This window comes from Pleurocapsa sp. PCC 7319, from assembly GCF_000332195.1.
Classification (GTDB): domain Bacteria; phylum Cyanobacteriota; class Cyanobacteriia; order Cyanobacteriales; family Xenococcaceae; genus Waterburya.
On record NZ_KB235922.1, the window covers coordinates 3,390,308 to 3,412,724 of the forward strand.

General features: G+C 39.7%; 25 protein-coding genes, 1 tRNA gene and 4 pseudogenes. 16 read left to right on the top strand and 14 right to left on the bottom strand.

Annotated elements, in window-relative coordinates; genetic code table 11:
- Window positions 1-127: 127 nt before the first annotated feature.
- Together PLEUR7319_RS0119335 and PLEUR7319_RS0119340 are read right to left on the bottom strand one after the other, a co-directional pair.
- Window positions 128-1,051 (bottom strand): histone deacetylase, encoded by a 924-nt coding sequence (locus PLEUR7319_RS0119335; RefSeq protein ID WP_019506879.1) that lies wholly within the window; start codon window positions 1,049-1,051, stop codon window positions 128-130.
- Window positions 1,052-1,085: 34 nt separating this feature from the next.
- Entirely contained in the window at window positions 1,086-2,834 is a 1,749-nt protein-coding gene (locus PLEUR7319_RS0119340; protein WP_019506880.1) for an ABC transporter ATP-binding protein, read from the bottom strand.
- A 281-nt stretch (window positions 2,835-3,115) separates the two neighbouring features.
- Between PLEUR7319_RS0119340 and hisF the strand changes: the two genes are divergently transcribed.
- The 3 genes from hisF (at window position 3,116) to PLEUR7319_RS0119355 (ending at window position 4,286) form a co-directional block, all read left to right on the top strand.
- Window positions 3,116-3,886 (top strand): imidazole glycerol phosphate synthase subunit HisF, encoded by a 771-nt coding sequence (gene hisF, locus PLEUR7319_RS0119345; protein ID WP_019506881.1) that lies wholly within the window; start codon window positions 3,116-3,118, stop codon window positions 3,884-3,886.
- A gap of 96 nt (window positions 3,887-3,982) precedes the next feature.
- Entirely contained in the window at window positions 3,983-4,165 is a 183-nt protein-coding gene (locus tag PLEUR7319_RS0119350; RefSeq protein ID WP_019506882.1) for a hypothetical protein, read from the top strand.
- Window positions 4,166-4,213: 48 nt separating this feature from the next.
- Window positions 4,214-4,286: transfer RNA gene (locus PLEUR7319_RS0119355), tRNA-Ala, on the top strand.
- Between the two features lie 75 nt (window positions 4,287-4,361).
- On the opposite strand, the gene PLEUR7319_RS0119360 is transcribed toward PLEUR7319_RS0119355, so the two are convergent.
- Window positions 4,362-4,652, bottom strand: coding sequence for a hypothetical protein (locus PLEUR7319_RS0119360; protein ID WP_019506883.1), 291 nt, complete (start codon window positions 4,650-4,652; stop codon window positions 4,362-4,364).
- 92 nt (window positions 4,653-4,744) lie between these two features.
- Here PLEUR7319_RS0119360 and PLEUR7319_RS0119365 point away from each other — a divergent pair, with 92 nt between their 5' ends.
- The 3 genes and pseudogenes from PLEUR7319_RS0119365 to PLEUR7319_RS43600 all read left to right on the top strand — a co-directional run.
- Window positions 4,745-5,812 carry a DUF6443 domain-containing protein gene (locus tag PLEUR7319_RS0119365; protein ID WP_144054343.1) on the top strand — a complete coding sequence of 356 codons (1,068 nt, stop codon included), beginning with the start codon at window positions 4,745-4,747 and terminating at the stop codon, window positions 5,810-5,812.
- A 21-nt stretch (window positions 5,813-5,833) separates the two neighbouring features.
- Window positions 5,834-6,193, top strand: a complete 360-nt coding sequence (locus tag PLEUR7319_RS0119370) for a hypothetical protein (protein ID WP_019506885.1) — start codon at window positions 5,834-5,836, stop codon at window positions 6,191-6,193.
- 100 nt (window positions 6,194-6,293) lie between these two features.
- A pseudogene (locus tag PLEUR7319_RS43600) lies at window positions 6,294-6,665 on the top strand (RHS repeat-associated core domain-containing protein); the annotation flags it as partial.
- Between the two features lie 639 nt (window positions 6,666-7,304).
- Here PLEUR7319_RS43600 and PLEUR7319_RS43605 read toward each other — a convergent pair.
- The 3 genes and pseudogenes from PLEUR7319_RS43605 to PLEUR7319_RS0119385 all read right to left on the bottom strand — a co-directional run.
- Window positions 7,305-7,508, bottom strand: a pseudogene (locus PLEUR7319_RS43605) (transposase); the annotation flags it as partial.
- Between the two features lie 86 nt (window positions 7,509-7,594).
- Complete coding sequence (locus PLEUR7319_RS0119380) at window positions 7,595-7,807, bottom strand: type II toxin-antitoxin system HicA family toxin (protein WP_019506887.1); 213 nt, start codon at window positions 7,805-7,807, stop codon at window positions 7,595-7,597.
- On the bottom strand, window positions 7,807-8,061 hold the full coding sequence (locus PLEUR7319_RS0119385) for a type II toxin-antitoxin system HicB family antitoxin (protein ID WP_019506888.1): 255 nt from the start codon (window positions 8,059-8,061) through the stop codon (window positions 7,807-7,809). Before PLEUR7319_RS0119385 ends, PLEUR7319_RS0119380 begins: the two co-directional genes overlap by 1 nt.
- Before the next feature lie 211 nt (window positions 8,062-8,272).
- On the opposite strand from PLEUR7319_RS0119385, the gene PLEUR7319_RS0119390 reads away from it, so the two are divergent.
- Window positions 8,273-8,752: a hypothetical protein gene (locus tag PLEUR7319_RS0119390; protein ID WP_026102646.1), complete on the top strand. Its 480-nt coding sequence runs from the start codon at window positions 8,273-8,275 to the stop codon at window positions 8,750-8,752.
- Window positions 8,753-9,090: 338 nt separating this feature from the next.
- On the opposite strand, the gene PLEUR7319_RS0119395 is transcribed toward PLEUR7319_RS0119390, so the two are convergent.
- The 6 genes from PLEUR7319_RS0119395 to PLEUR7319_RS0119420 all read right to left on the bottom strand — a co-directional run bounded on the left by PLEUR7319_RS0119395 (window position 9,091) and on the right by PLEUR7319_RS0119420 (window position 12,583).
- Window positions 9,091-9,906: a CHAT domain-containing protein gene (locus PLEUR7319_RS0119395; protein ID WP_083892509.1), complete on the bottom strand. Its 816-nt coding sequence runs from the start codon at window positions 9,904-9,906 to the stop codon at window positions 9,091-9,093.
- A gap of 56 nt (window positions 9,907-9,962) precedes the next feature.
- Window positions 9,963-10,490 (bottom strand): hypothetical protein, encoded by a 528-nt coding sequence (locus PLEUR7319_RS0119400; RefSeq protein WP_019506891.1) that lies wholly within the window; start codon window positions 10,488-10,490, stop codon window positions 9,963-9,965.
- 4 nt (window positions 10,491-10,494) lie between these two features.
- Entirely contained in the window at window positions 10,495-11,340 is an 846-nt protein-coding gene (locus PLEUR7319_RS0119405; RefSeq protein WP_036799034.1) for a tetratricopeptide repeat protein, read from the bottom strand.
- 234 nt (window positions 11,341-11,574) lie between these two features.
- Window positions 11,575-11,892 (bottom strand): hypothetical protein, encoded by a 318-nt coding sequence (locus PLEUR7319_RS0119410; RefSeq protein ID WP_019506893.1) that lies wholly within the window; start codon window positions 11,890-11,892, stop codon window positions 11,575-11,577.
- Between the two features lie 117 nt (window positions 11,893-12,009).
- Entirely contained in the window at window positions 12,010-12,297 is a 288-nt protein-coding gene (locus PLEUR7319_RS0119415) for a hypothetical protein (protein WP_019506894.1), read from the bottom strand.
- Window positions 12,287-12,583, bottom strand: a complete 297-nt coding sequence (locus tag PLEUR7319_RS0119420; RefSeq protein WP_019506895.1) for a BrnT family toxin — start codon at window positions 12,581-12,583, stop codon at window positions 12,287-12,289. Before PLEUR7319_RS0119420 ends, PLEUR7319_RS0119415 begins: the two co-directional genes overlap by 11 nt.
- Window positions 12,584-12,655: 72 nt before the next feature.
- On the opposite strand from PLEUR7319_RS0119420, the pseudogene PLEUR7319_RS40200 reads away from it, so the two are divergent.
- The 5 genes and pseudogenes from PLEUR7319_RS40200 to PLEUR7319_RS42160 all read left to right on the top strand — a co-directional run.
- Window positions 12,656-12,823, top strand: a pseudogene (locus tag PLEUR7319_RS40200) (type II toxin-antitoxin system HicA family toxin); the annotation flags it as partial.
- Window positions 12,824-13,081: 258 nt separating this feature from the next.
- The gene (locus PLEUR7319_RS42790; RefSeq protein ID WP_237743596.1) at window positions 13,082-13,378 is read left to right on the top strand and encodes a hypothetical protein; all 297 of its coding nucleotides are present in this window, start codon (window positions 13,082-13,084) and stop codon (window positions 13,376-13,378) included.
- Between the two features lie 18 nt (window positions 13,379-13,396).
- Window positions 13,397-14,224, top strand: a pseudogene (locus PLEUR7319_RS38360) (IS4 family transposase); the annotation flags it as partial.
- A 228-nt stretch (window positions 14,225-14,452) separates the two neighbouring features.
- Window positions 14,453-14,845, top strand: a complete 393-nt coding sequence (locus tag PLEUR7319_RS42155) for an MFS transporter (RefSeq protein ID WP_026102647.1) — start codon at window positions 14,453-14,455, stop codon at window positions 14,843-14,845.
- Complete coding sequence (locus tag PLEUR7319_RS42160; RefSeq protein ID WP_202804253.1) at window positions 14,818-15,072, top strand: hypothetical protein; 255 nt, start codon at window positions 14,818-14,820, stop codon at window positions 15,070-15,072. The genes PLEUR7319_RS42155 and PLEUR7319_RS42160 overlap by 28 nt, the downstream gene beginning before the upstream one ends.
- Before the next feature lie 488 nt (window positions 15,073-15,560).
- Here the strand turns inward: PLEUR7319_RS42160 and PLEUR7319_RS0119450 are convergent, their stop codons facing one another.
- Both PLEUR7319_RS0119450 and PLEUR7319_RS0119455 read right to left on the bottom strand, forming a co-directional pair.
- Window positions 15,561-16,703, bottom strand: a complete 1,143-nt coding sequence (locus PLEUR7319_RS0119450; protein WP_026102649.1) for a citrate synthase — start codon at window positions 16,701-16,703, stop codon at window positions 15,561-15,563.
- A gap of 218 nt (window positions 16,704-16,921) precedes the next feature.
- Complete coding sequence (locus PLEUR7319_RS0119455) at window positions 16,922-18,181, bottom strand: inorganic phosphate transporter (RefSeq protein ID WP_019506900.1); 1,260 nt, start codon at window positions 18,179-18,181, stop codon at window positions 16,922-16,924.
- A 433-nt stretch (window positions 18,182-18,614) separates the two neighbouring features.
- On the opposite strand from PLEUR7319_RS0119455, the gene hemC reads away from it, so the two are divergent.
- The 4 genes from hemC to PLEUR7319_RS0119475 all read left to right on the top strand — a co-directional run bounded on the left by hemC (window position 18,615) and on the right by PLEUR7319_RS0119475 (window position 22,016).
- Window positions 18,615-19,583: a hydroxymethylbilane synthase gene (gene hemC, locus PLEUR7319_RS0119460; protein WP_019506901.1), complete on the top strand. Its 969-nt coding sequence runs from the start codon at window positions 18,615-18,617 to the stop codon at window positions 19,581-19,583.
- Window positions 19,584-19,674: 91 nt separating this feature from the next.
- Complete coding sequence (locus PLEUR7319_RS0119465) at window positions 19,675-20,019, top strand: hypothetical protein (protein WP_144054344.1); 345 nt, start codon at window positions 19,675-19,677, stop codon at window positions 20,017-20,019.
- Between the two features lie 245 nt (window positions 20,020-20,264).
- Window positions 20,265-20,774 carry a Ycf51 family protein gene (locus PLEUR7319_RS0119470; RefSeq protein WP_019506903.1) on the top strand — a complete coding sequence of 170 codons (510 nt, stop codon included), beginning with the start codon at window positions 20,265-20,267 and terminating at the stop codon, window positions 20,772-20,774.
- A 90-nt stretch (window positions 20,775-20,864) separates the two neighbouring features.
- Complete coding sequence (locus PLEUR7319_RS0119475; RefSeq protein WP_019506904.1) at window positions 20,865-22,016, top strand: iron-containing alcohol dehydrogenase family protein; 1,152 nt, start codon at window positions 20,865-20,867, stop codon at window positions 22,014-22,016.
- The last annotated feature ends 401 nt before the right edge of the window (window positions 22,017-22,417 follow it).

Here is a 22,417-nt window from a genome sequence, read left to right on the forward strand (position 1 = left end):
TAATTTGTAGAAATGCGAATGTAGCGATCCGAAGGCTACGCGGAGCGTAATCGCTTTATAAAGCTGTGAGTAAAAAAGTTTTGTACAAATGTTTTCAGCTGTATTTGTACGTATAGAGCTTAGCTAATCAATTATTCATGGCATAGACTTCTTTCGCTGCCCGATGTAATAGAGAATGACGATAAACTAAAGCAGACATATCTTTGCCATAACCGCCACCAATTACACTGGCAACTGGATATCCCCCAGCCTTACAGGTGCTTAAAACCATTCTTTCTCGGCGATATATCCCCCAGTCAGTAAGAGATAACTTGCCTAAGCGATCGCTAACATGAGTATCTACTCCGGCATCAAACAGAACTAAATCTGGTTTTACCTGAGTCAGTAAATCAGATAAATGACTGGCTAAGATCTGTAAATAACCATCGTCATCTAAACCAACAGGTAACGAAACATCTAAATCACTCTGTTGTTTTCTCCCTGGAAAATTTGCCTCACAATGCATAGAAAAAGTAAACACGCTATCGTCGTTTCGAAAAATGGAGGCTGTTCCATCTCCTTGATGAACGTCCAAATCAACGATTAAAATTTTGTTGACTAATCCCTGATCTTGTAATGTACGGGATGCGATCGCCAAATCATTAAAGATACAAAACCCCGAGCCATAACTGGGAAAAGCGTGGTGAGTTCCGCCAGCGGTATTACAGGCACAACCATATTCCAGAGCCAACTTGGCCGCTAAAATTGTTCCACCGATGGCAATGCAGGTTCGATGAGCTAGTGCCTCGCTCCAGGGTAAACCAATCCGACGCTGAGCTTTGGATTCTAAGGTTCCTTCACAGTAAGCCTGAACATATTCGGGATGATGAACTAGTTGAATGAAATCTAAATCAGGTAATTCTGGTTGATATATCTGTTCTGGTACAATTACCCCATCTTTAAGTAATAGATCTCGCAAAATCTTAAACTTGGGCATCGGAAACCGATGAGCATCAGGTAATGGTGCAACATAATCAGGATGATAAACAATAGCAAAACCGTAGTTACTCAAGACAAATTATTAATTATCAATTACTAATTATTAATCAATTCAAGACCTCTTGAAGTTGATGTTGTTGCCAGAGGGTTTGATATAATCCTAACTCTTGCAATAAGGTTTCGTGAGTACCATTTTGCACAATTTTTCCTTTATCCATAACTAAAATGCGATCGCACGTAGCTGCTGCGGATAGTTGATGGGAAATAAAGATTACGGTCTTTTTGGCTCTAGTAGGAGATAAGCTATTAAGAATTCTAGTGGCAGTCTCGTTATCTACACTGGAAAGAGCATCGTCTAAGATTAGTACTTTGGCATCCACTAATAAAGCTCTTGCTAGGGAAGTACGTTGTCTTTGTCCTCCAGAGAGAGTTATACCTCGTTCCCCAACTAAGGTCTCGTATTCTTGGGGAAAAGTCAAAATTTCAGGGTGGATTTGAGCTTGTTTAGCGGCTAATTCCACTTCGAGAGTTTCGATTAACGGCTCACCATAGCGAATATTGTTTTTGATAGTAGTGCTAAACAGGAAACTATCCTGCGGTACATAAGCGATCGCTTTTCTTAAAGTAGCTAATTCTAGTTTAGTAATGTCGCAACTATCTAAAAATAATTCTCCCGATTCCACATTTAATAAACGGGGAATAGCATTCGCCAGAGTGGACTTCCCTGAACCGATAGTTCCTACGATGGCAACGGTTTCTCCCGGCTTAATGGTGAAGTTTAGATCGTATAATGCCGGGGTATGGGAACCTGGATAAGTATAGGTAAGATGACGGGCGGTAATTTCTCCCTTGATATCTTTGAGGGGTAAAACAATCGCATTAGAGCGATTTTTAACTTTAGGTTCAGCCTTGGTAATAGATTCCACGCGATCAATACTGACTTCTCCCTGTAGATAAGCAGTAATGGTAAAACCTAACAAAGCCGTGGGAAAGACTAATCGTTCTACAAATAATGCTAAGGCAATAAAGTCACCAACGCTGATTTGTCCACTAGCGATCGCTCCTGTTCCTAACCATAAGAGAATTAATAAGCTAATGTTGGCAAGCCCTTCAATTACCGGAAAGAGAAAATTTCTGGTTCTGGCTAGCTTTAAGTTTGACTCTAATAGTTGCTGATTTTTCTCTTTGAATGCCAATCTTTCTTGAACTTCTTGAGCATAAATCCTAATCAAAGCCATGCCACTCATGTCTTCTTGAATTAGCTCACTAAGATCGGAAAGTTTCTCTTGAATTTCTTGCTGATAGCGACGTAGCTTGGTACTAAACAACTGTACCGTCATTAACATGACTGGATAAATGGCGATCGCTAATAAGGTTAATCGCACGTTAATATTCAGCATGGCAGGCAGAGTAAAGGCATAAGCAAAAATGATGTTGACAAAACTCAACACTGCAAACCCTACCAAACGACGAATATTATCGACATCGCTGGTGGCGCGGTTGATTAAATCTCCTGATGTATTGTCAGCAAAATATCCAGGTTCAATGGTGAGTAAATGCCTGAAAATTCTTTGTTTAAGACCAAACTCTATTTGTCTTCCGACACCAAAAATAAACACACGGGAGCACATCCGAAACCCCCACATCACAAACGATAGAAGTAACAGCCATAATGCTGAACGAGATAATTGTTCAAAACTAAATTGACCCTGTAGCTGGTCAATACTATCTCGAATTAATAGGGGAATATAAACCCCCAAGGCATTGACGATCACCAAAGCGACCGTTCCCAATAAAACAGTTCGCCAGTGGGGACGAAGATAGTTGCCTAATTTCTGTAGTCTTGAATTTGCCATGCTACAAATCTTAACAACTTTTTTCTTTCTGACCAACTTCCTCGCAATTAATAATCTTCTCTTGGTTGAATTATGTGAGAATAAGTTGGCAAAACAACCACTAAGTTGACTAACGATCGCAGCCTATATCGAACCTAAAGGAGTTTCGTCGCTTTGACAACAGAGTAATTTGTGATTTGTTACCAGTTTGTAGTGGCATTATTTCTGTGAAAAAATTCCCCAATGGTTAATTACCCTGATTAACCCTAAAAAATATACTTAATCGATTAGAAAAACTGACTATGCTTGCTAAAAGAATATTGCCCTGTCTAGATGTCAATGCAGGACGAGTAGTTAAAGGAATTAATTTTGTTGATCTCAAAGATGCCGGAGATCCGGTTGAACTTGCCAAAGTTTATAATGATGCGGGAGCAGATGAGCTAGTGTTTCTGGATATTACCGCTACCCATGAAGACCGTAACACAATTGTCGATGTCGTTTATCGAACAGCAGAACAGGTTTTTATTCCTTTAACTGTTGGTGGCGGTATTCAATCCTTAGAAAATATTAAAATTTTGTTGCGCGCGGGAGCCGATAAAGTAAGTATTAATTCCGCTGCTGTTCGCGATCCCGACTTGATTAATCGTGCAAGCGATCGCTTTGGCAAACAGTGTATTGTGGTAGCGATTGATGCTCGCAGACGTACTGATGCTAGTAATCCTGGCTGGGATGTCTATGTACGAGGCGGGAGAAAAAATACGGGAATCGATGCGATCGCCTGGGCTACGGAAATGGCAACTAGAGGTGCGGGGGAATTATTAGTTACCAGCATGGATGCTGATGGAACTCAAGCTGGTTATGACCTAGAGCTTACTCGGACTATTGCCGAACAGGTTGAAATTCCTGTAGTTGCCTCTGGTGGTGCGGGCAATTGTCAACATATCTACGAAGCTCTCAATCAAGGTAAAGCTGAAGCCGCTCTTCTGGCTTCATTACTGCATTTTGGACAACTAAGTGTTCAGGAAATTAAAACCTATCTTCAGGAGTACAAAATTCCGGTACGAATTAACTAGCAAATAATCTTTAGCAAAGCTTAAATTATTAAGAATTTGACCCAAAACTTAAAAATTGTGTATTAGAATAAGGGGAGAAATTTACATTTCGTAAAAATGCTGATTCCAATTCTCATATTTGATGTTGCTTTGGTAGCGTGGTCGCTGCATTTAATGCAATCGGCTTTGGAACGGCGCGAATTTTCATTAATGCTTGCTGGCACTCTTGTTGCTGCTGCTGCTGCTGCTATGTTGGTGGTATATTTCATTATTGGCAATTGTTTGAGCCGTCTTAGCTAAATTTACGGCAACGTATCTTTTGTGTTGTGATACTATTATTAGAGTGTTGGGGCATTAACTCAGATGGTAGAGTGCTTGCATGGCATGCAAGATGTCAGCGGTTCAAGTCCGCTATGCTCCATGATTAAAAGTTTTCAATTTATTATTTGTTTGTGTAATTTAAAGTTTGAGTTTGCCGCTTTGGCAAGGTTATGCTTTAAAAACTAATTTCCGACTTTGCTTTCTTAAGAGCTATTCTAACTTGCTTGTATCTGAAGTTGCCAGGTTGCGAAATTAACTGCGAAACGCGAGCCTCACTAGGATATTCTCCTTTCTGAATCAGAGTAGACACGGCTTGTTTTACTTCCTGGCAACTAGCCTCAATATTTTTTCTGCTGATCTTAGCTCGGTAATTTCGATATTTAGCAGAGATAGCTTGGCATAATTCGGGAAAGTGTTTCGATAAAGTCCTTTGGTCAATAGCTAATTCTTTAGCAATCTCTTTCATAGTAGTTGAGATACTCTCTCGATCTTGTAAGACAGATTGGAGAAATTTTTCTATTTCTAGAAGATCGAAATTTTGAGGTGATATTCTTTTGCTTGAAACTCTACGGGGTAATTTTTGGCTATTTATTTGTATATAGCAATCCTACTAATAAATTTGTCTATGAATACAAATACGAAAAGGCAAAAACCGATCGCAATCGGGGTTGGCTGGGATTTGAAAAAAATATTCTGAGTTGGGAAAAATATGATTATGACGAGCGGATGAACCTTGCCAGTCGCAGTCAATACTGGGATCGAAATGAAGGTAAATGGCTGACCTCTAGTACGACCTATGACACTTATGGCAATGTAGTTAGCATCAGCGATCCTTTAGGAAATACCTCTACTACCAGCTATGAAGAGAAATATCATACTTTTCCTCAAACCAGCACGACACCAGATCCAGACCCCAACAATCCCAGTGATAGCCCTCTAACCGTTACTACTACCTACGAACCTAAGTTTGGCATCAAAACCCAAGTTATCGATCCTAACGGTCACAAGCCGATGGAAATTCTTGACAGTGACATTGATGGCTTTGGGCGAATATTGGAGGTTAAAGGAATTAAGCCCGATAGCGAGGCAATGGTTACAGTGGGCAAGACCGAGTTTAATCCCGAAGCAAATGGATTGTCGGTCAAAACTTGGTATCGTACTCGGTGGGAAGGTGATGATGTTCCCAATGATGAAACTTGGCTCTGGGAACAGGAATATATTGACGGGTTAGGGCGTACTTATCAGTCCGAATCCAAAGGATACAACAGCCAAACAAAGCTAATCGATAAAGTGCAGTTTAATGCCAGGGGGCAGGTGGAGAAAAGTTACCTACCTTATTATTCTGATGCTGACCCCAATAACGATCGAGATTATACTTCCTACCAATATGATATCCGAGGACAAGTAACCCAAACTACTCAACCCAACGGTACAGTAACCAAAACAGATTACTCCAAACAGTATAGCTCTCGCCAGCTTACATACCAATTGCCAGATCCTACCGAAGGTATGGAGGGAGTTAATTTTGTTAATGCTATTGTCCAGGCAAACCCCCGAAGCTGGACTACACGTAAGATTGCTCCTGATAATAGCGTTGCTAGTTATGAATACGATCTTCTGGGGTAAATAGTTAAAATTATCGGTCCTTTGGATAATACAATTTCTAATATAGTAATTGACTCTATTAAGCCAGTAATTGATTCTGTTGTTGACGTAAATCTAACAGCAGGATTAGATTACAACACTGCCAGCCTAGAGGCGAATATGTACAACCTCCGCACCTGGAGCGGTTTGCATCAGTTCTTCTCAACTAAAATTTTCCAATTTGCTTACTATCCCTATCTAGGGCAGTTATTAGTAATCGTTACGCTGATAGGGTGGCTGCTACTAGCAGTAGTACTTTGGGCAGATCGTTTTTGTCGCTCGGCATCGAGAGAGAGTTGGGTTGGCAAATTACGCGAACAACTTTTACAACAGCTAGCCGTCTCAGGAGTTGCTCACTCCTGAGACGGCTAATCAATTAAATACTCCTACCCCGACTAACTGGCTAATAGGAGCTTGGCATCGTCCTGGTTCCTTTGCCTTGGTACTGGTAGCCTTCTCTTCGATGAATTTAACCGCACCGATTACCCTAGCTCAATTGACCCCTGGTGCTAACGGTGCGGGCTATCCTGTAGCCGAGGAAATCTTATATTTCCATCATGGACATTTGAGCAGTACCAGCTTGGTTACTGACGCACAAGCCAATCAAGTTAGCTTAGTAAATTACGAACCTTATGGTGAGGTAACTGCTTCGAGTGAAGGGGAGGATGCTTTCCGCGCCAAGTTTACAGGCAAAGAATTCGACAGCAACAGCGAACTTTATTACTTTGGTTCTCGCTACTACGACGCTCATCTGGGTCGCTTTCTCACTCCCGATCCTGCCCGTCAATATTTTAGTCCCTACATTTATGGTAACGGCGATCCTCTTGGTGGCATCGACCCTAATGGGGAGTTTTTCATCTCCTTGACGGTATTAGCTATTGGTGCAGCCATGGCAGGCGGTGCCTTTATGGGAGGTGCAGCAGTCAACAACAGTATGAACCCTGCAAGTTGGGACTGGAGTGATGGTAAAACCTGGGCGGGCATCATTGGTGGTGCTGCTATTGGAGGGGTCACTGCGGGAGCGGGTCTGGCAGTCACTGGGGCTGTCGCTGCTGCTGGATGGGGTGCTGCTGCGACTGCTGCTGCCAATATGGCGATCGCAGGTGGAGTCCTGGGGACAATGAATGCTTCCTTTACAGCCATGTCTGGAGGAAGTGCTGGTGATATTGCCTCTGCTTTTGGTATCGGTTTCGGCATGGGTGCAGCATTTGCCGTACCGTATGCTGGTCCAGCAGCGTTGAGGGGCATATTTGCTTACGATGTTTACAGTTTTGCCAGCGATCCTTCTGTTGGGCATGGCATCCAGTTGGGCATGGATATAATGTTTGCAGGAATGGCGCGTGGTATGCGCCTGCGACAAGGAGGAAAAAGTAAGTCTAAGGAAGCGGACGGTTGTATGTCCTGTCCTTGTTCCTCCTTTGCAGCGGAAACTGAGGTGTTATCTTCAGAAGGAGAAAAAGCAATTGAAGAGGTCGCCGTCGGTGATAAACCGATGAATGCTGGAAAACTGCCATTCCTGCGGCGAATGACACAACCCATGACGTACTGGATTGTAATGAATATAATCACAATACTGGGCAAAATCTCTTTCATCTCGAATCAAATGTTCCCAAAACCGACGCTGCCAAAGATTTTTCTCCTGCCGTTTTTGGCGTGAAGCAGAAATCTCACTGTCGATTTTCGATCATTCACTAGAAATGTCATTGTGAACGAACAATTTTTACTTAAATTTCCCTTGTATAGAGGTTAGAGTACGATCGCCTTCTACAAATTCTTAAATTCTTCCCAATCAAGATCGAGTTGACGAATAATTTGTCTTAAAGTGCCTATTTTCAAATCTTTATTACCCCAATCAGGAATTGGCACAACGGCATTATTTTGAGGGTTATACCATTTTCGATGAGAACCTCCACCTCTTCTAGGTATTTCTTGGCATCCCATTTTTTTAAGTTTTTTGACAATTTCTTTATATTTCACTATGCACCGATAGGAATTAAACTTTCTGTCCAAAGAGTTGTTTGTTCGCTAATAGGCTGTAGTATGCTTGGCAAAGGTTGATTTAAGTCTTGATATGCCTCAATAATTGCCGATAAAGCATCAGAAACATTAGGCATAACTTCTTCTAAAGTATCAGCCTCTGTGATTAAATTAGGCAAAAGAGGACAAGTAATTGTGTAGCCTCCTTCTGGCTGAGGCTCTAAAACTAATGGTAATTTATAGATGTTTTTCATCTTAATTTAGAGAGCATAAAGAATAATAATTATTACAGTTGTGATTATAGCTCTTGTTAGAAAATGATTTTTTATTGAATTAAATGTTAAGTAAAAAAGCGATCGCCTTGCTATTTTCTCTAATTTGCGATCGCCTATTATTTGTCCTGATTAGACCGACCTTGCTTTAGTTTTGTAATTACTATATTGGGTGGAACAAGGCGTATTATTTATGGAATGCCATCAAACGGATATAGAAAAGCCAACAAAAGATTTAACGATCGCCTTGAAGTCTGAAGTGCTAGGAGAAGCCTTTTTTCGTTCGGCATACTACTCTATGTTGTTATTAAATCGTAGACATAAAGCAAAGATGCTGTGGCATTTGGAGGCTCAAACAAAAACCAGAATTCTCGAATATTTTGAGATTAATAGTATTGAAATACCAAAATTAAGGTGGGCGGTTGCTAGAGGTTCAGTATTAGGTGTTTTTTGTTTAGTTGCTCCTTGGTATGTTGTTTTGAAAGTAATACTCAAAGAAACAGAATATTATCAAGAAGTTTTTCGTCGGCTTGAGGAACAGGCGATCAAACAAGACAAGGAACTGTTCGGGTACATAGTTGCACACGAAGCTGCTATTAGGCGATTTGTGTCAATTGAATTAGTAGGCGGGAATAACTCTCTCGATCCAATTGAAGCTTTACTAAATAATTGAGTTGGCTATAAGAACCTATGCAAAATCAATTCCTCGGTTGAGATTGGTAAAAGGCGCGGAATGCGCCTGAAGGCAAGCACCCGAATGCATTCGGGTGAACCTTCAGGTTAAGGGGCAAAGGGAAGAAAATTAGGCGTTGGTGAATCAAAGTATGATTGCTAAATTTCTATATTGAATTTCTTCTTAAAAAAGCTTAAAGCTTAAAGCTTAGAACTACTAACAGTAATATTGTGTATTTTATATGTCACCATGAGGAGCGTTCCCTTGCCCAGATAACGCTCCTGGGTAAACGTCTTACGCCGACACGGGGTCACCTCATGAAATCACCAACGCCTGTTTTACAACCAGTTGCCAACGATGACAAAAGGCGACCAGAAATAAGGTCTTCTCAAATCTGGGTCGTTTAAAAAATAAAGTTGAGTCTGTTGCAGAGCCTGGGCTACAGTTATTCCAGAACTTAAGTTTTCGTAAAACTTAGTCATAAATTCCGCAGTGGCGAGGTCGTTAACTTTCCACAAACTAGCTAAGGTAGTACGAACTTGCGCTTGGGCTGCTACCCCTGCTAATCCCAATGCTGCCCTGCGATCGCCCTGAGCGGTTTCACAAGCACTGAGAATTAGTAACTCGATCGCTTGAGAACTATCGGGGTTATTTACTTGGAGAAGGCGATCGAAACTCCTGACTTTGACTCGCTGTCCCCAAACAAGGATGTAAGTTTTATTGGGGTCGGAATTAAACTCTCCATGAGTGGCAATATGGACGATGGGGAAAGCAGCAGAATCAATTTGTTGTTCTAGTCTTTCCTCGGTAAAAGTTTGGTTTAGCAGTGGTTTGGTAGTGGTATCGGTTAATTGCTGAATGTCGGCTAGTTCGCTGGAGATATAAGGTAGGGCCGCAAATTCTTGACCATCAACTGTTTGTGCTTCACTGACTCCTGCCATCAAGACATTAATCTGTTCTTGTCTGGGTCGAGGATCGAAAAGCTGTCTGTTGGGAATTACAGCTAGGGCATAGTCTTCGATTAAATATTTTCCTTGGTTGTAGAGTACTGATAAGGGAATGTCCCGCAAAGTATCATCTAAAACAAAAACTAAGGTATTTATCTGACCGCTCTGTTTTAATTTTTCTAGGTCTGGTTCGAGTGGTTGAATAATCCATTGATATACTTTCTAGGCTTCCTGTTTGACTTCTTCGGTGAAACGAGATTGCCTTAAATAGCTTTGCAGTTTGGCCACTGTCTTTCTATAGGTTGAATAAATACAGCTCGATGGGTGAGGGGTTGTTGGGGCAATTTGTAAATAATTTCTAAACGATCTGCCAGAATCAGGGGATAGATAAATGCTGCTTGGGGGTCTATTTCTCCTACGGCTGTTTCTATCTGCAATTGGGGAGCTAGAGAGCATTGCAAGAAGTTTTCTAATTCCGAGAGACGCAGAAAGTCAACTACCTTTAACGCTTGGGTAGGGAAGTTTTCTGCATTATTTGAGAGATTATCTTCTGTAGTTAGAAGCAGATCGATTAACTGGCGGTATAAAGGTTCGACAGCATCGCGGAAAGAAAATTGCACGTCGGAATTGAGGTTAATTAAGTCGCTACGGACAGATTCTAAAGTTTTGCTGGCTGCTTGGTAAAATGCGATCGCCCGATCTCGTTTCTCTTCCCTCGCCCATAATCTTCCTAGTTGCCATTGCCATTGATAGGCAATCTGAGGCGACTTATCGGGTTGAGCCAGTAACAAAGCATCAGAGGTTAAAGCGATCGCTTTTTAAAATTAGATCGAGAAGATTGAGCTGGGCTGATATTTTGCTATTTCCTAGTTTAGATAAAGCGATCGCTCGATTGTATTGTTGTTGAGCCTGTCGATAGAAATTTTGTGCTTCTGGAGGCAGATTGCTCGAATTAGATTTGATCGCGTCACAACGCCAAGGAAGATAGTCGTATTTAGGTGAGGCTTGGCGATCGCGAATAATATTACCTCTAGCTCTGAGGGTGTTACCCAGGCTTATTCTAGTAGTTGCTGGCTCTGTGTCAAAGGAGCTTTTGGCGATGGTCTGTAAGACTAGTTCTGACTCTTCTAAATTACCTAACAAGCGCAAAACATTACCCAGGCTACGCCAGCCAGTTGTTTGTAGTGGCGAGACAAGCTTAATTTTGTTTTCTAGAATCTGAAATGTTGGATCTGCACAAATATTGTTATCTAATGCTAAAGCTGACTGCAAAGTAACACAGGCGCGCTCGTAAAGTCCCAATTGCTCTGAGGCTTCGGCTTGATAAATGCGATCGCGAACTATAGCTGAATCATCATTTAATTGCTCTGAAATCTCAGTAGCTTTTTCCCAGCTTTTTAGAGCTAATTCTGCTTTGCCCAAACTCAACTGCAAACGACCCAAATTAGTTAAAGTTATTGCCAGGTTTTGCCAGTCTTCATCACTTTCAAAGACTCTAACCGCTTCTTGGAGATAGTTAACCGCCGAGACAAATTCCCCCGCACGATACTCAATTTCTCCCTGTCGTACTAGCTGTCGAGCATTAGCTACAGGTGTTTGGGATTGGACTGGTATTACTCCTACGATTAAAAAGATACTCAACAGGAATAACACGAAATATCTTTGGCAGTTTCTTCTTAGGCAAAAAGCAAAACTTTTCAAAACAAAACCCACTGCATCGAAAAATGATCGAATTCCTTGGATAAATTTTCCCCAACACCCCATCTAAAGTTCAGCACTGTTGTCACCCCCTGAGGAATAAACTATCTCTACCCAGCAACAGTACGTATTGTCCCTGAAATCGCCAAGCGAAAAAACGACTGTCAGGAATTCTCTCTACTCTGCTACTTGTTGATTAACTGTCGAGTCTAAAGCATCCAGTCCGAAATTAAACTGCGATCGCAGTGCAAATACAGAGCGGGCGTTGTGTTGGATATATTCTTGAAAAAAGCGCAGAGCAAATACGCGAGTTTCTCCTGCTTCATTAGCACCAGGAGAGAGAAAAGAAGGCAGATCGTCAATAGTAGATTCGCTATCTCTAAGGGAGGTAGTCAAACCGAGGGAAAAGTCATGATAGTTTTGCTGTTTAATAGTTTGGATAACTGGCTGGCGTAGAGTTAGTTCGTAGCTGTTGGAATTGGAGTCAATATCCAAATCGTCAAAAGGAGATTCGATTACTTCATTGGCACTGTAATTATAGGTGAAGCCAATTTAATTAAAAAGGGATCGCGTTTTTAGGTATACAACGATCATTTTAAATAATCCCTAATCTCATGAATGGGTAGTAATTTCATTAAGAGCATTATTGATAACTTCTTCTTCTACACCATGACGTTTTAAACTTTCTATTAATTCCCAGAAAGGATCGTTTTCTAGTTCCTCTAAATCTTTTCTCAAACCCTGTCCGATATAAGTTCTCATTAAAGGTTGATAACCAGAAAAACCTAACACGGGGGCGATTTTTTTCAAGTCTTCAACTACATCTTCAGGAATACGAAGGGTAATACTTTTCATGGGGCGATCTTTTCTTAATCTTTGTTTCAAAGTCTCAATTTTCATAGTAATTGCGTTCTTGACGAGTAGCTTTACGAGCGGAAATAATTCTAATCTGATCGTTCTCTTGTTGAATATGAACGACGAACAAGAGATAACTTTGCTTATCCATTCCGATAATGGCATCTCTGGCTTCATCATTACGACTGGCATCGACTACTACTAAAAAGGGATCGAAAAAAGCTTCGACTGCTTGCTCAAATGTAATTCCCTTATGTTTTAATGGGTTTTGCTTTGCCTTGTCGTCATTCCAGATAAAAGTAATACCATTGAGGATGAATTCTTTATCCATCTTCTCTATTATACGAGATTTCGTATTTACATTGTCAATACATAATTCTCTCACAAAAATAGCCCTCAATCTTTTAAAAAGGTAGGTTTTCAAGTTGTTAGACAGGGCAAACATATCACCATGACGGATGGTGGGCGCATCATTATCATTCCTAGAGCTAATCCAGTCAATGCCTATACCATGGCTGGAATTGTTAAAGATGCTGGATTAACCATCGAAGAATTCCAGAAGCTTTTATAGCTGTTGCGATCACCCTAGCAATCCTCAATTACCCTTTTTAACCCTAAAAAAGCGATCGCATTAATTCAATCTAATTGCGATCTTATTGAATCTCCTTGCTTTCTAGAAAACCGATCTCCGTCGCGATCGCATATGAAGTTAGAACTCATTAAACTCACGGGGTGACAGAGGAGTTAAAAGGAAGACGAGCAGTTAAATGTAGCGGTGTGATGGTAGAAAAAAGGGGTAAAAATTATTGAGAATTACCCCTAAACAAAAATGTTGCCAGGATTCTATCACAAATGTATGGAGAAGTTATTGACCCCAAGGCAATATGCAACCCTAAGAATAGTCGTACTACTATTACAAAACTATAGAACAATTCAGATTGAAAAACTGGCTTCGCTCCTACCGATTCCGCTCAAATATCAAAGCCGTCGTCGTCATCTACAAAGATTTTTGATGTTACCAAAGTTAACACCTAAATGTATTTGGTTTCCCATCATCAAAAAATGGTTAAAAATCAACCAAACTAACAAGAGAATTTGCTATGTAGCAATTGATAGAACTAGATAGAAGGAGCGAAATTTATTTGTAGTCAGCCTAATCAAAAATAAAAGAGGTATACCTTTACATTGGATCTTACTAAATAAAAAAGGAAATAGTAATATTACCGAGCAAAAAAGGTTACTCAAATCCACATTGAGATTATTAAAAGGATATCAAGTAGTCATAATTGGAGATAGAGAATTTGGCAATATTAATCTAGCAGACTGGCTCTCTAAGCGAAATTGCAAGTATGTATTGAGAACTAAAAACAATAAATACATCCAAGAAAAAGGAAAGGATTATCAACAATTAAAGTCTTTAGGATTAGCTCCAGGAAACTCTAGTTATTATAAGCAAGTTAAATTTACCAAACAACCAGGAATGAGTCGAGTAAATATTGCTTTATATTGGCATAAAAGTACTAAAGGAAAAAAGAAGAATGAGGGCTGGTATTTAATTAATAATTTGTCTAATTTAAAGCAAGCAATTAAAGCTTACAAAAAGCGAATGGGAATCGAGGCAATGTTCAAAGATTGTAAATCTGGGGGGTATAATTTAGAGCAATGTCAAGGGAACGATAAGCGTTTATTATCTTTAATTTTACTGATAGCAATTGCTTATACTTGTGCTATTAAAAAAGGTCAAACAATTAGCTTCAAAGGTATCAAAGAATATGTCTGCCGATTGAAAGAAAACTTGAGAAAAGATCGAAGACATAGCAATTTCTGGGTGGGGTTGTATGGTGGTTTGTGGGTTGAATCTTTTCAAATATGCCATAAGTGGGTTGAGCAACTAATGATACTTACTCCTAATAAGCTACCTTTTTATCAACAGGGTATAAGGGCTAAAATGCTTATCCTATCTTCCTTTTAACTCCTCTGTCACCCCGTGAGCTCATTAAATTTAAAAACAACCTTAAATAAAAAGCGATCGCTCTTTTCTCTATAAAGGCGATCGCAAGTAAAAATCCGCAGCAACTCATACTATTACAGGAGATCATTACACCATCATGCGATCGCCCCAAGTTGAAGATCTGGCTGCAACGATCGACAACTATCGATCGCCGATACAGGGTCAGCAAAAGGAGTCAGAAGTAATGATATGAGGACTTTTTTAATCGTCTGGTTTGGTCAACTCATATCTTTATTCGGTTCTCAACTGACCAGTTTTGCCCTTGGAGTTTGGGTATATCAAAATACGGGATCGGTCACTCAGTTTTCTTTAATCTCTTTTTTTACAATGCTGCCAGGCTTAGTAATCTCACCCCTTGCGGGAGCTTTGGTAGATCGATGCGATCGCCGTTGGGTAATGATTCTTAGCGATTCTATTGCTGGATTGAGTACCCTTTGTATTGCCTTGCTAATAGCTATTGGACAAATACAAATTTGGCATATTTATCTGGCCACCACCATCAGTTCTCTCTCCAATGCTTTTCAATGGCCCGCATACAGTGCTGCTACAGAACTATGTTTGCCTGGTCATCACGACCTCTAGCTTATCTGGTTGCAGGTCCTCTATCAGACAGAATATTTGAACCTCTGATGTCAGTTGATGGTTTTCTAGCTGGAAGTATTGGACGAGTCATTGGTACTGGTACTGGTCGAGGTATTGGTTTGATGTTTATGGTCATGGGAATCTTCACGATGTTAACAACTATTATTGCCAGTCAGTATGCTCCTTTAAGGTTGTTAGAAGATGAATTGCCCGATGTCATTAGTTGAGTCAAAAGAAGATTCATACAAATTACTCAGAGAAAAAAATCTAAGTTCACTCTTTTACTATTATTCCAAGGCTAGTATCATAATTAAAAATTTCGGCAACATTAAAGATTAATTTTTATATTTCGGCAAAAAAAGACTTTAATAGTCACGAAGTTAAGTTAGTATACTTAACTTTAAAAGGCTATTTTAATAATCAATTGGCAAAGTAAGACTTTAAAAAGCGGCAAAAATAGACTTTAATTTACAGTTTGTGTCACTAAAAGCATAATTTTTCCGCTGCCTTAAGCTTAAACTTACATTGAGCCGCGGAAATTTTATACTTTTAATTGAGGCAATTGAAGGAAATATTGACCTGAGAAGTTGAAAAATAAGTTATTTCAATTAGATTTGCTTCAACACTCGATGGAGAGCAATAGCTACTGTGAGAGCTAGATTAATCTACAGGTATAATCTTGTAAGCTATTCACAGTTATTTGAGGCACTACCGTTCATCGTTCTGCCATATTGATATAGGGAGCGTTATGTTCCCCTGTGTAAATTTGAGTAGGTCGAAAGATGCGATTAACTGCCAATTGTTCTTTCCAGTGGGCTAGCCAGCCGGCGACACGAGCGATCGCAAAAATGGGGGTAAATAAATCACTAGGAATCCCCAATTTCCGATAAACCAAACCAGAATAATAATCGACATTAGGATAAATGCCCTTATGTCCTAACTTGACTTCAATCGCTTTTTCTAGCTCCAAAGCCAAATCGTAATAGTGATCATGTCCTGTTTCGTCGAATAGCTCCTCAGCTAATCCTTGTAAAATTCTGGCTCTAGGGTCTTTGACTTTATAAACTCGATGTCCAAAACCCATAATTTTTTGCTTATTGGTAATGAGATTTTCCACATAAGGATACACATTACCCACGGTACCAATATCCTCTAACATTACAAGTACTTCCTCATTTGCTCCTCCGTGAAGAGGACCTGCTAAGGTACCGACAGCTGAAGCCACTACAGCATAGGGATCGGTCAGAGTTGAAGCAGTTACCATTGCCGAAAAAGTTGAGGCATTAATGGTATGTTCAGCATGTAGAGTTAAGCAGACATCGAATATTTTAGCTGCCAAAGGATGAGGTTCTCTCTCGGTCAGCATATATAAAAAGTTGGCAGCATAATCAAGATCATCATTAGGTTTAATCGCATCATTTCCCCGACGCATTTGATGGAACGCTGCCACCATCGTCGGGATTTTTGCCAGAAGACGTACTACTGCTTTTCTGATGTATTCAGGGTCATCTAAAGCACGGCGAGCATAAAATAAACCTAAGGCTGCTGCTGAGGTCTGTAAAGCATCCATAGGATGTCCAGTCTCAGGACAACATTTCATCATGTCCCGAATACGGTACTTAATTCGGCGATGATAAATAATATCAGTTTGAAATTCTTTAAGCTGCTGTTCACTAGGTAATTTACCCCAGATTAGCAAGTATGCTGTCTCTAAGAAACTACCATGTTTAGCTAATTCTTCGATCGCAATACCACGATATTCTAAAATACCCTTCTGACCATCAACAAAACTAATACTAGATTTGGTAGCAGGGATACCTTCTAAACCTGGCATATATTCGCAAAATGTTGCAGTCATAGATTTTCCAAAATTAAATTTAAAGATAATATATCTGAAGCTAGCCTAAATCAAGCATTCTCAAAGTTGTGAAAGTTACTGAAATCAAGATGAGGCTGAGAGTTATATTACCTTTATTCTATCTGTAAGAATCTGATTTGTTATCCACCACCCCAGAACAAATACCTAATAAGACTTTGGAATCAGCTCAAATTAATTTTCGAAAGATTCGCTTAAAGCTAAAGCAATAATAATAGTAGAGAAAAAATGATCGCACTTAAGATGGCTGCCACAGGAAGAGTAACTACCCAAGCTAAGACTACAGACTTAATGGTTGACCAGCGTACTTTTTGATTGCTAGATATTAAGCCAATGCCAATTACACTACCAACTAGGGCATGGGAAGTAGAAACTGGTAAACCAATCCGGGAAGCAATCAGGATGGTGGTTGCTGTAGCGAGTTCGGCACAAAAACCCGTACTAGGTACCAAGGAAATAATATTTTCGCCCACAGTAGCAATCACATTTTTGCCTTGTACTGCCAGTCCACCCACGATACCTAATCCACCTAATACCATGATCCAGATGGGCATATCTAGATTGTTAATCGGCACAGCATTAGTTTGCAAAACATAGACAATAACTGCTAAGGGAGCGATCGCATTACCCACATCATTGGAACCATGGGCAAAAGCAACAAAACAGGCACTAAGTAATTGAAATTTGCCCATTATTTTCTCTAACAGTGGAGTCTTTAGCTGATGCCGGAGATTTTTTTGTTGATACTTATTTAACTGATTCCAACTATAAAAAGTAATTCCTGTAGTAAACAATAGCCCGATACCTAAACTGAGTGTTTGTTCTGGTAACAATAAATAGTTGAAAACTCGAAGCTGAACAATTGATGGTAAAACAATAATGCCAAAAATACTAATTAAAGCTCCACTTAACCAAGGAATCCATTCCCATAATTGTTGCCGGACATTTTGTTGTTCAAAGAGCCAGTAACGTAAAAAACTATATAAACTAGCTGCAACCATCGCACTGATTACAGGAGTGACAATCCAACCCAAACAGATAAAACCAATATTGCTCCAGGCGATCGCTTCCTTACCAATGGCTACCCAACTAAATCCGGCGATCGCACCTACCACAGCATGAGAAGAAGCAACGGGTAAACCTTGACTGGTGGCAATTTGTAACCAAATACCGCAGGAAAGTAAGACGGCAATCATACCGACTAACAATTGCTGGGGAGTATCAATAAATAATTGAGAATTAGCAACTTTGGTGGCTATAGTTGCCGATACTTGCTGACCAAATAGCACTGCTCCTGTAAACTCTAAAATTCCGGCAATAATAATTGCTTGGGTCAGAGTAATGGCTTTGGAACCAACTGACGTTCCCATAGAATTGGCTACATCATTAGCCCCCAGATTCCAAGCAACAAAAGCTGCCAGTAAAGAAATTAATATTAAGGGAATAATTGTTATGGACAAATGAATATTCGGTAAATTCGACAAATATCAAATAGCATAAGATGAAAAAAGTAATTAAGTAATCAGCAATAGGTAGTAAGTTGTAGGTAATAGACAATAAGTAGTTTTTATTTTCCAATATCTAATCCCAAATCTCTAAATCATTAATTAAAAACTGGATATATAGCGCTTCTCGAATTAGTGAAGTACACCTCGGTTAAGATAAGTTCGGAATTCGGAGTACTCGCTACCCTAAAGGACTCGCTTCGCATCGCGCGAGAAGCTACGCAACGGAGTTCGGAGTTCGGAAAATTTTGTACCTCACCTATTTGAGAAAGCCTATATTTAAAAAAAATAATGTTTAGAGAAGCAAACAAAAATTAATCAATACACTTCAGTAACTGCGTTACCCTAGATCGGGTGATTTATTAGATTTTTTTAAGATAAACTTCCTATGACCTCCACCATTGAAACTTCTAAGCGCACTGTCCGTATCGGAACTCGCAAAAGCCAACTTGCTTTAGTACAAACATATTGGGTAAAAGCAGAGTTAGAAAAGCATTTTCCTAATATTGAATTTGAAGTCGAAAAAATGAGTACCCAAGGGGATAAAATTCTGGATGTTCCTTTAGCCAAAATTGGTGATAAAGGTCTATTTACCAAGGAATTAGAGGTGGGAATGCTCAATAATCAAACTGATTTTGCAGTTCATTCCCTCAAAGATTTACCGACTAACTTACCTGAAGGATTAATGTTGGGCTGCGTCACCAAAAGAGTCGATCCTGCGGATGCTTTAGCAGTTAACTCTAAGCATAAAGACCAAAAAATAGAGACTTTTCCCCCAGGTTCAGTTATCGGTACTTCTTCTCTTAGGAGATTGGCTCAGCTACGTCATAACTTTCCCCATTTAGAGTTTAAAGATATTCGCGGAAACGTTAATACTCGCCTAGCTAAATTAGATGCAGGGGAATATGACGGCATTATTTTGGCTGTTGCTGGGTTACAAAGACTAGATATGAATGACCGTATTCATCAGATTATTTCCCCTGAGATTTCTCTTCACGCTGTCGGTCAAGGTGCATTAGGAATAGAGTGTCGCGAAGGAGATGAAGAAATTCTTAAGATTTTAAAAGTATTGGAAGATCCTGATAGCTGCGATCGCACCTTGGCTGAGAGGTCATTTCTCAGAGAGTTAGAGGGAGGCTGTCAAGTGCCAATTGGAGTAAATACCAGTATCGAAAACGATATTCTCACTTTAAAGGGAATGGTCGCTAGTCTCGATGGTTTGCAATTAATTAAAGACACAGTAAGCGGTAATAGAAAAGACTCAGAGCAATTAGGCCAAGATTTAGCATCTAGATTACGAGAACAGGGAGCAGGTGATATACTAGCGGAGATTTTTGCTCAAGTAGGGCGCAGTTAAATTAAAAGTTAAATCTAAAATTAGAGTCCCTTTGACTCTATCGAAATCTTAGAGTATCACTTAGTGTAGTCTAGTCAAATTTTTTGTATTAATGATGAATATCAAAATCAGAACAATTGCTTTACCCTTGTTAATTACTTTATCTCTTATATTTGGTGCTTGCGCCGATCAGACAATTGAAACGCCAGATGCTGTAGATGGTGCAGTTCAAGAAGGTGTCGAAGGTGTTGAACAAGGTGCCGAAGATGCTGGTCAGGCAATCGAAGAAGGTGTTAAAGATCTTGAAAAAAGTGCCGAGGATGCTGGTCAGGCAATCAAAGATGGCGCGATAGATCTAGAGAAAAATGTTAAGGATGGGGTCGATCAAGGTACAGAAGACGCAGGTAATGCCATTAAAGATTTAGGTGACAAGATGTCTGGCAGTGAAAGCGAATAATTTGAGTTTTTAACTATTAGTTATCCATGACAAATTATCAATGATTGCAGACTAATTGTGAGTAATTAGTAGTCTTACTAAGACTATAGTTTAATTAGGTATCAGGGTTAATTTAACTGTTGATACCTTTTTTTTGGGAAAATTTAGCGACTAACGAAGCTGATTAACATAAGACGTTAAAATAAAGGAACTTTTCCCCTAGCTGTAAGCTATTGGCTTTTTAAGATAAATTTATTTATTTATTTATGACATTACCAACCGATATTTTTGTTTATGCCAAGTGGTCAGCAGTTGCCACTATTTTATGCTTAATTGTTGCCATCTTATCGTTTATTGTGGGTTGGGGCTTTCGATTTCGTCTCGTTGGCGTAACTAGTTTTATGGGAGTTCTGACAGCCGGAATATTTGCCTTAGGTTTAGGCCTATTTCCTCATACAGAAATTCCCGGTGCAGCCCGTTATAGCCTGATATACGACAATGGCGCTAATCAAGCTGTAGTAGCCGTGCCCCCAGATATCGAGATCTCTGCCATCGAACCTACCTTACTTCAGGCAGCCAGCAATCTATATTCTTATGGTAGAACTGGTGTAGGTGGTAATAATCAATTTACAGTCAAATTAAGAACTGTATTGCATCCCCAACCAGGAGTTTCTCAACCGCTTTTTTTAGGAGAAGCTAAGCGATCGCTAATTACCAGAGGGGATGAAGAAATTGAAATTAATGTATTTTCTGATAATTTGACTAAGTTAAACTAGGCTTCATCTGTTTGAGACAACTTATCTTTGATAAGCTACCTGTATTTATCTAGCAGCTAAATAAGCAAGATTAATGAAACCATTTCCAGCATGAACAAGAAAGTTACCACCACATCAAGTAAAACCAAAACAACATATACTCCTTTGACAATCGCTCCAGCCAGAGTACTGCGCGGCGATAATTGTTTAGCAAGTTCCGGTGAGGCGATCGCCAAATTAGGTATTCGTCCCTTAGTTGTGGGCGGGAATCAAACTTTAGCCTTAATCAAGCCGATTATTGAGCCGGTTTTGAAAACGGCAAAACTAGTCAGTCAGTTTGCTAGCTATGCCCCCGATTGTGCTGAATCTTCCTTATTGAAGCTTAAGGATCAAGTTCAAGAGCATCAAGCAGATCTGATCATTGGTGTTGGTGGTGGTAAAGCTTTAGATACAGCCAAATTAATTGCTCATCAGTGTGAGTTACCCATAGTTACTATTCCTACCTCTGGAGCTACCTGTGCTGCCTGGACAGCTTTGTCGAATATTTATTCTGAGGCGGGAGCTTTTCAGTATGATGTTACTCTCAGTCGTTGTCCCGAGCTCTTAATTCTCGATTATGGTTTGGTGCGTACTGCTCCCCAACGAACTTTAGTCGCCGGAATTGGGGATGCGATCGCCAAATGGTACGAGGCTTCTGTCAGTAGCGGTAATTCGACTGCGACTCTTTTGATCTCGGCAGTGCAACAAGCAAGGATCCTGCGGGATATCTTGTTTCAAAAATCAGCGATCGCTCTCAAGAATCCCGATAGCGATGAATGGCGTGAAGTTGTTGATGCGACCATATTATTAGCTGGAGTAATTGGCGGTATTGGCGGTGCTGATTGTCGTACTGTGGCAGCTCATGCAGTGCATAATGGCTTGACTCATATTTTGGAAGCCCATGACGTATTCCACGGTGAAAAAGTAGCTTATGGCATTTTAGTCCAATTACGCCTAGAAGAAATGGTTCAAGGAAATCAATTAGCGGCATCCGCCAGACTACAATTATTAAAGTTTTATACTGAAATTGGTTTACCTAAAACATTAGAAGATTTAGGTTTAGAAAATATTAGTTTAGCCCAACTACGGAATGCTGCGATAGTTGCTACCCAAACTCAATCTGATATATATAGATTACCTTTCAAAGTATCTTCAGAACAGTTAATGGCGGCCATGGTTTCTACTGTAGTTGAAACAGTAAAAAATTCACATATTACTAATTAAATACGAAGAAACAGTTTTACGGCTTATTATTATTCAAAAACATGAATAATCAACGGAATCTGATGACTATTTAAAACTAGTAGTTATTAGATTTCTTTTTACTTTGTATATCCCCCAAAAGTTTCTGTATAAATAGTTTTAAGATTCTTTGATATTAAAAAGACGTAATTATCAAATTTTCGTGAGCTGGAATTTATAACCTGAATCTTACAAAACAAGAAAATTAATTATCTTTTACAACAATTTATTCATAAGACAACTATATTTGATTGACTTGTATGGGGAATAGTTTTATGTTTTTGATAATATCTGTGAAATTTATCAAGTGTAGGTATTTCTAATATTCTAGAATACTTAAAACAAGATAACTCTTCCTTATATCTTTTCTATCTGCCTTATAT

Excerpts from the sequence above, each read along its gene's own strand:
- PLEUR7319_RS0119340 (WP_019506880.1), bottom strand. The coding sequence starts at position 2,834 with ATGGCAAATTCAAGACTACAGAAATTAGGCAACTATCTTCGTCCCCAC.
- hisF (WP_019506881.1), top strand. The coding sequence starts at position 3,116 with ATGCTTGCTAAAAGAATATTGCCCTGTCTAGATGTCAATGCAGGACGA.
- PLEUR7319_RS0119350 (WP_019506882.1), top strand. The coding sequence starts at position 3,983 with ATGCTGATTCCAATTCTCATATTTGATGTTGCTTTGGTAGCGTGGTCG.
- PLEUR7319_RS0119360 (WP_019506883.1), bottom strand. The coding sequence starts at position 4,652 with ATGAAAGAGATTGCTAAAGAATTAGCTATTGACCAAAGGACTTTATCG.
- PLEUR7319_RS0119385 (WP_019506888.1), bottom strand. The coding sequence starts at position 8,061 with ATGAAAAACATCTATAAATTACCATTAGTTTTAGAGCCTCAGCCAGAA.
- PLEUR7319_RS0119390 (WP_026102646.1), top strand. The coding sequence starts at position 8,273 with ATGGAATGCCATCAAACGGATATAGAAAAGCCAACAAAAGATTTAACG.
- PLEUR7319_RS0119415 (WP_019506894.1), bottom strand. The coding sequence starts at position 12,297 with ATGAAAATTGAGACTTTGAAACAAAGATTAAGAAAAGATCGCCCCATG.
- PLEUR7319_RS0119420 (WP_019506895.1), bottom strand. The coding sequence starts at position 12,583 with ATGGATAAAGAATTCATCCTCAATGGTATTACTTTTATCTGGAATGAC.
- PLEUR7319_RS42790 (WP_237743596.1), top strand. The coding sequence starts at position 13,082 with ATGTTGCCAGGATTCTATCACAAATGTATGGAGAAGTTATTGACCCCA.
- PLEUR7319_RS42155 (WP_026102647.1), top strand. The coding sequence starts at position 14,453 with ATGAGGACTTTTTTAATCGTCTGGTTTGGTCAACTCATATCTTTATTC.
- PLEUR7319_RS42160 (WP_202804253.1), top strand. The coding sequence starts at position 14,818 with ATGTTTGCCTGGTCATCACGACCTCTAGCTTATCTGGTTGCAGGTCCT.
- PLEUR7319_RS0119450 (WP_026102649.1), bottom strand. The coding sequence starts at position 16,703 with ATGACTGCAACATTTTGCGAATATATGCCAGGTTTAGAAGGTATCCCT.
- hemC (WP_019506901.1), top strand. The coding sequence starts at position 18,615 with ATGACCTCCACCATTGAAACTTCTAAGCGCACTGTCCGTATCGGAACT.
- PLEUR7319_RS0119465 (WP_144054344.1), top strand. The coding sequence starts at position 19,675 with ATGATGAATATCAAAATCAGAACAATTGCTTTACCCTTGTTAATTACT.
- PLEUR7319_RS0119470 (WP_019506903.1), top strand. The coding sequence starts at position 20,265 with ATGACATTACCAACCGATATTTTTGTTTATGCCAAGTGGTCAGCAGTT.
- PLEUR7319_RS0119475 (WP_019506904.1), top strand. The coding sequence starts at position 20,865 with ATGAACAAGAAAGTTACCACCACATCAAGTAAAACCAAAACAACATAT.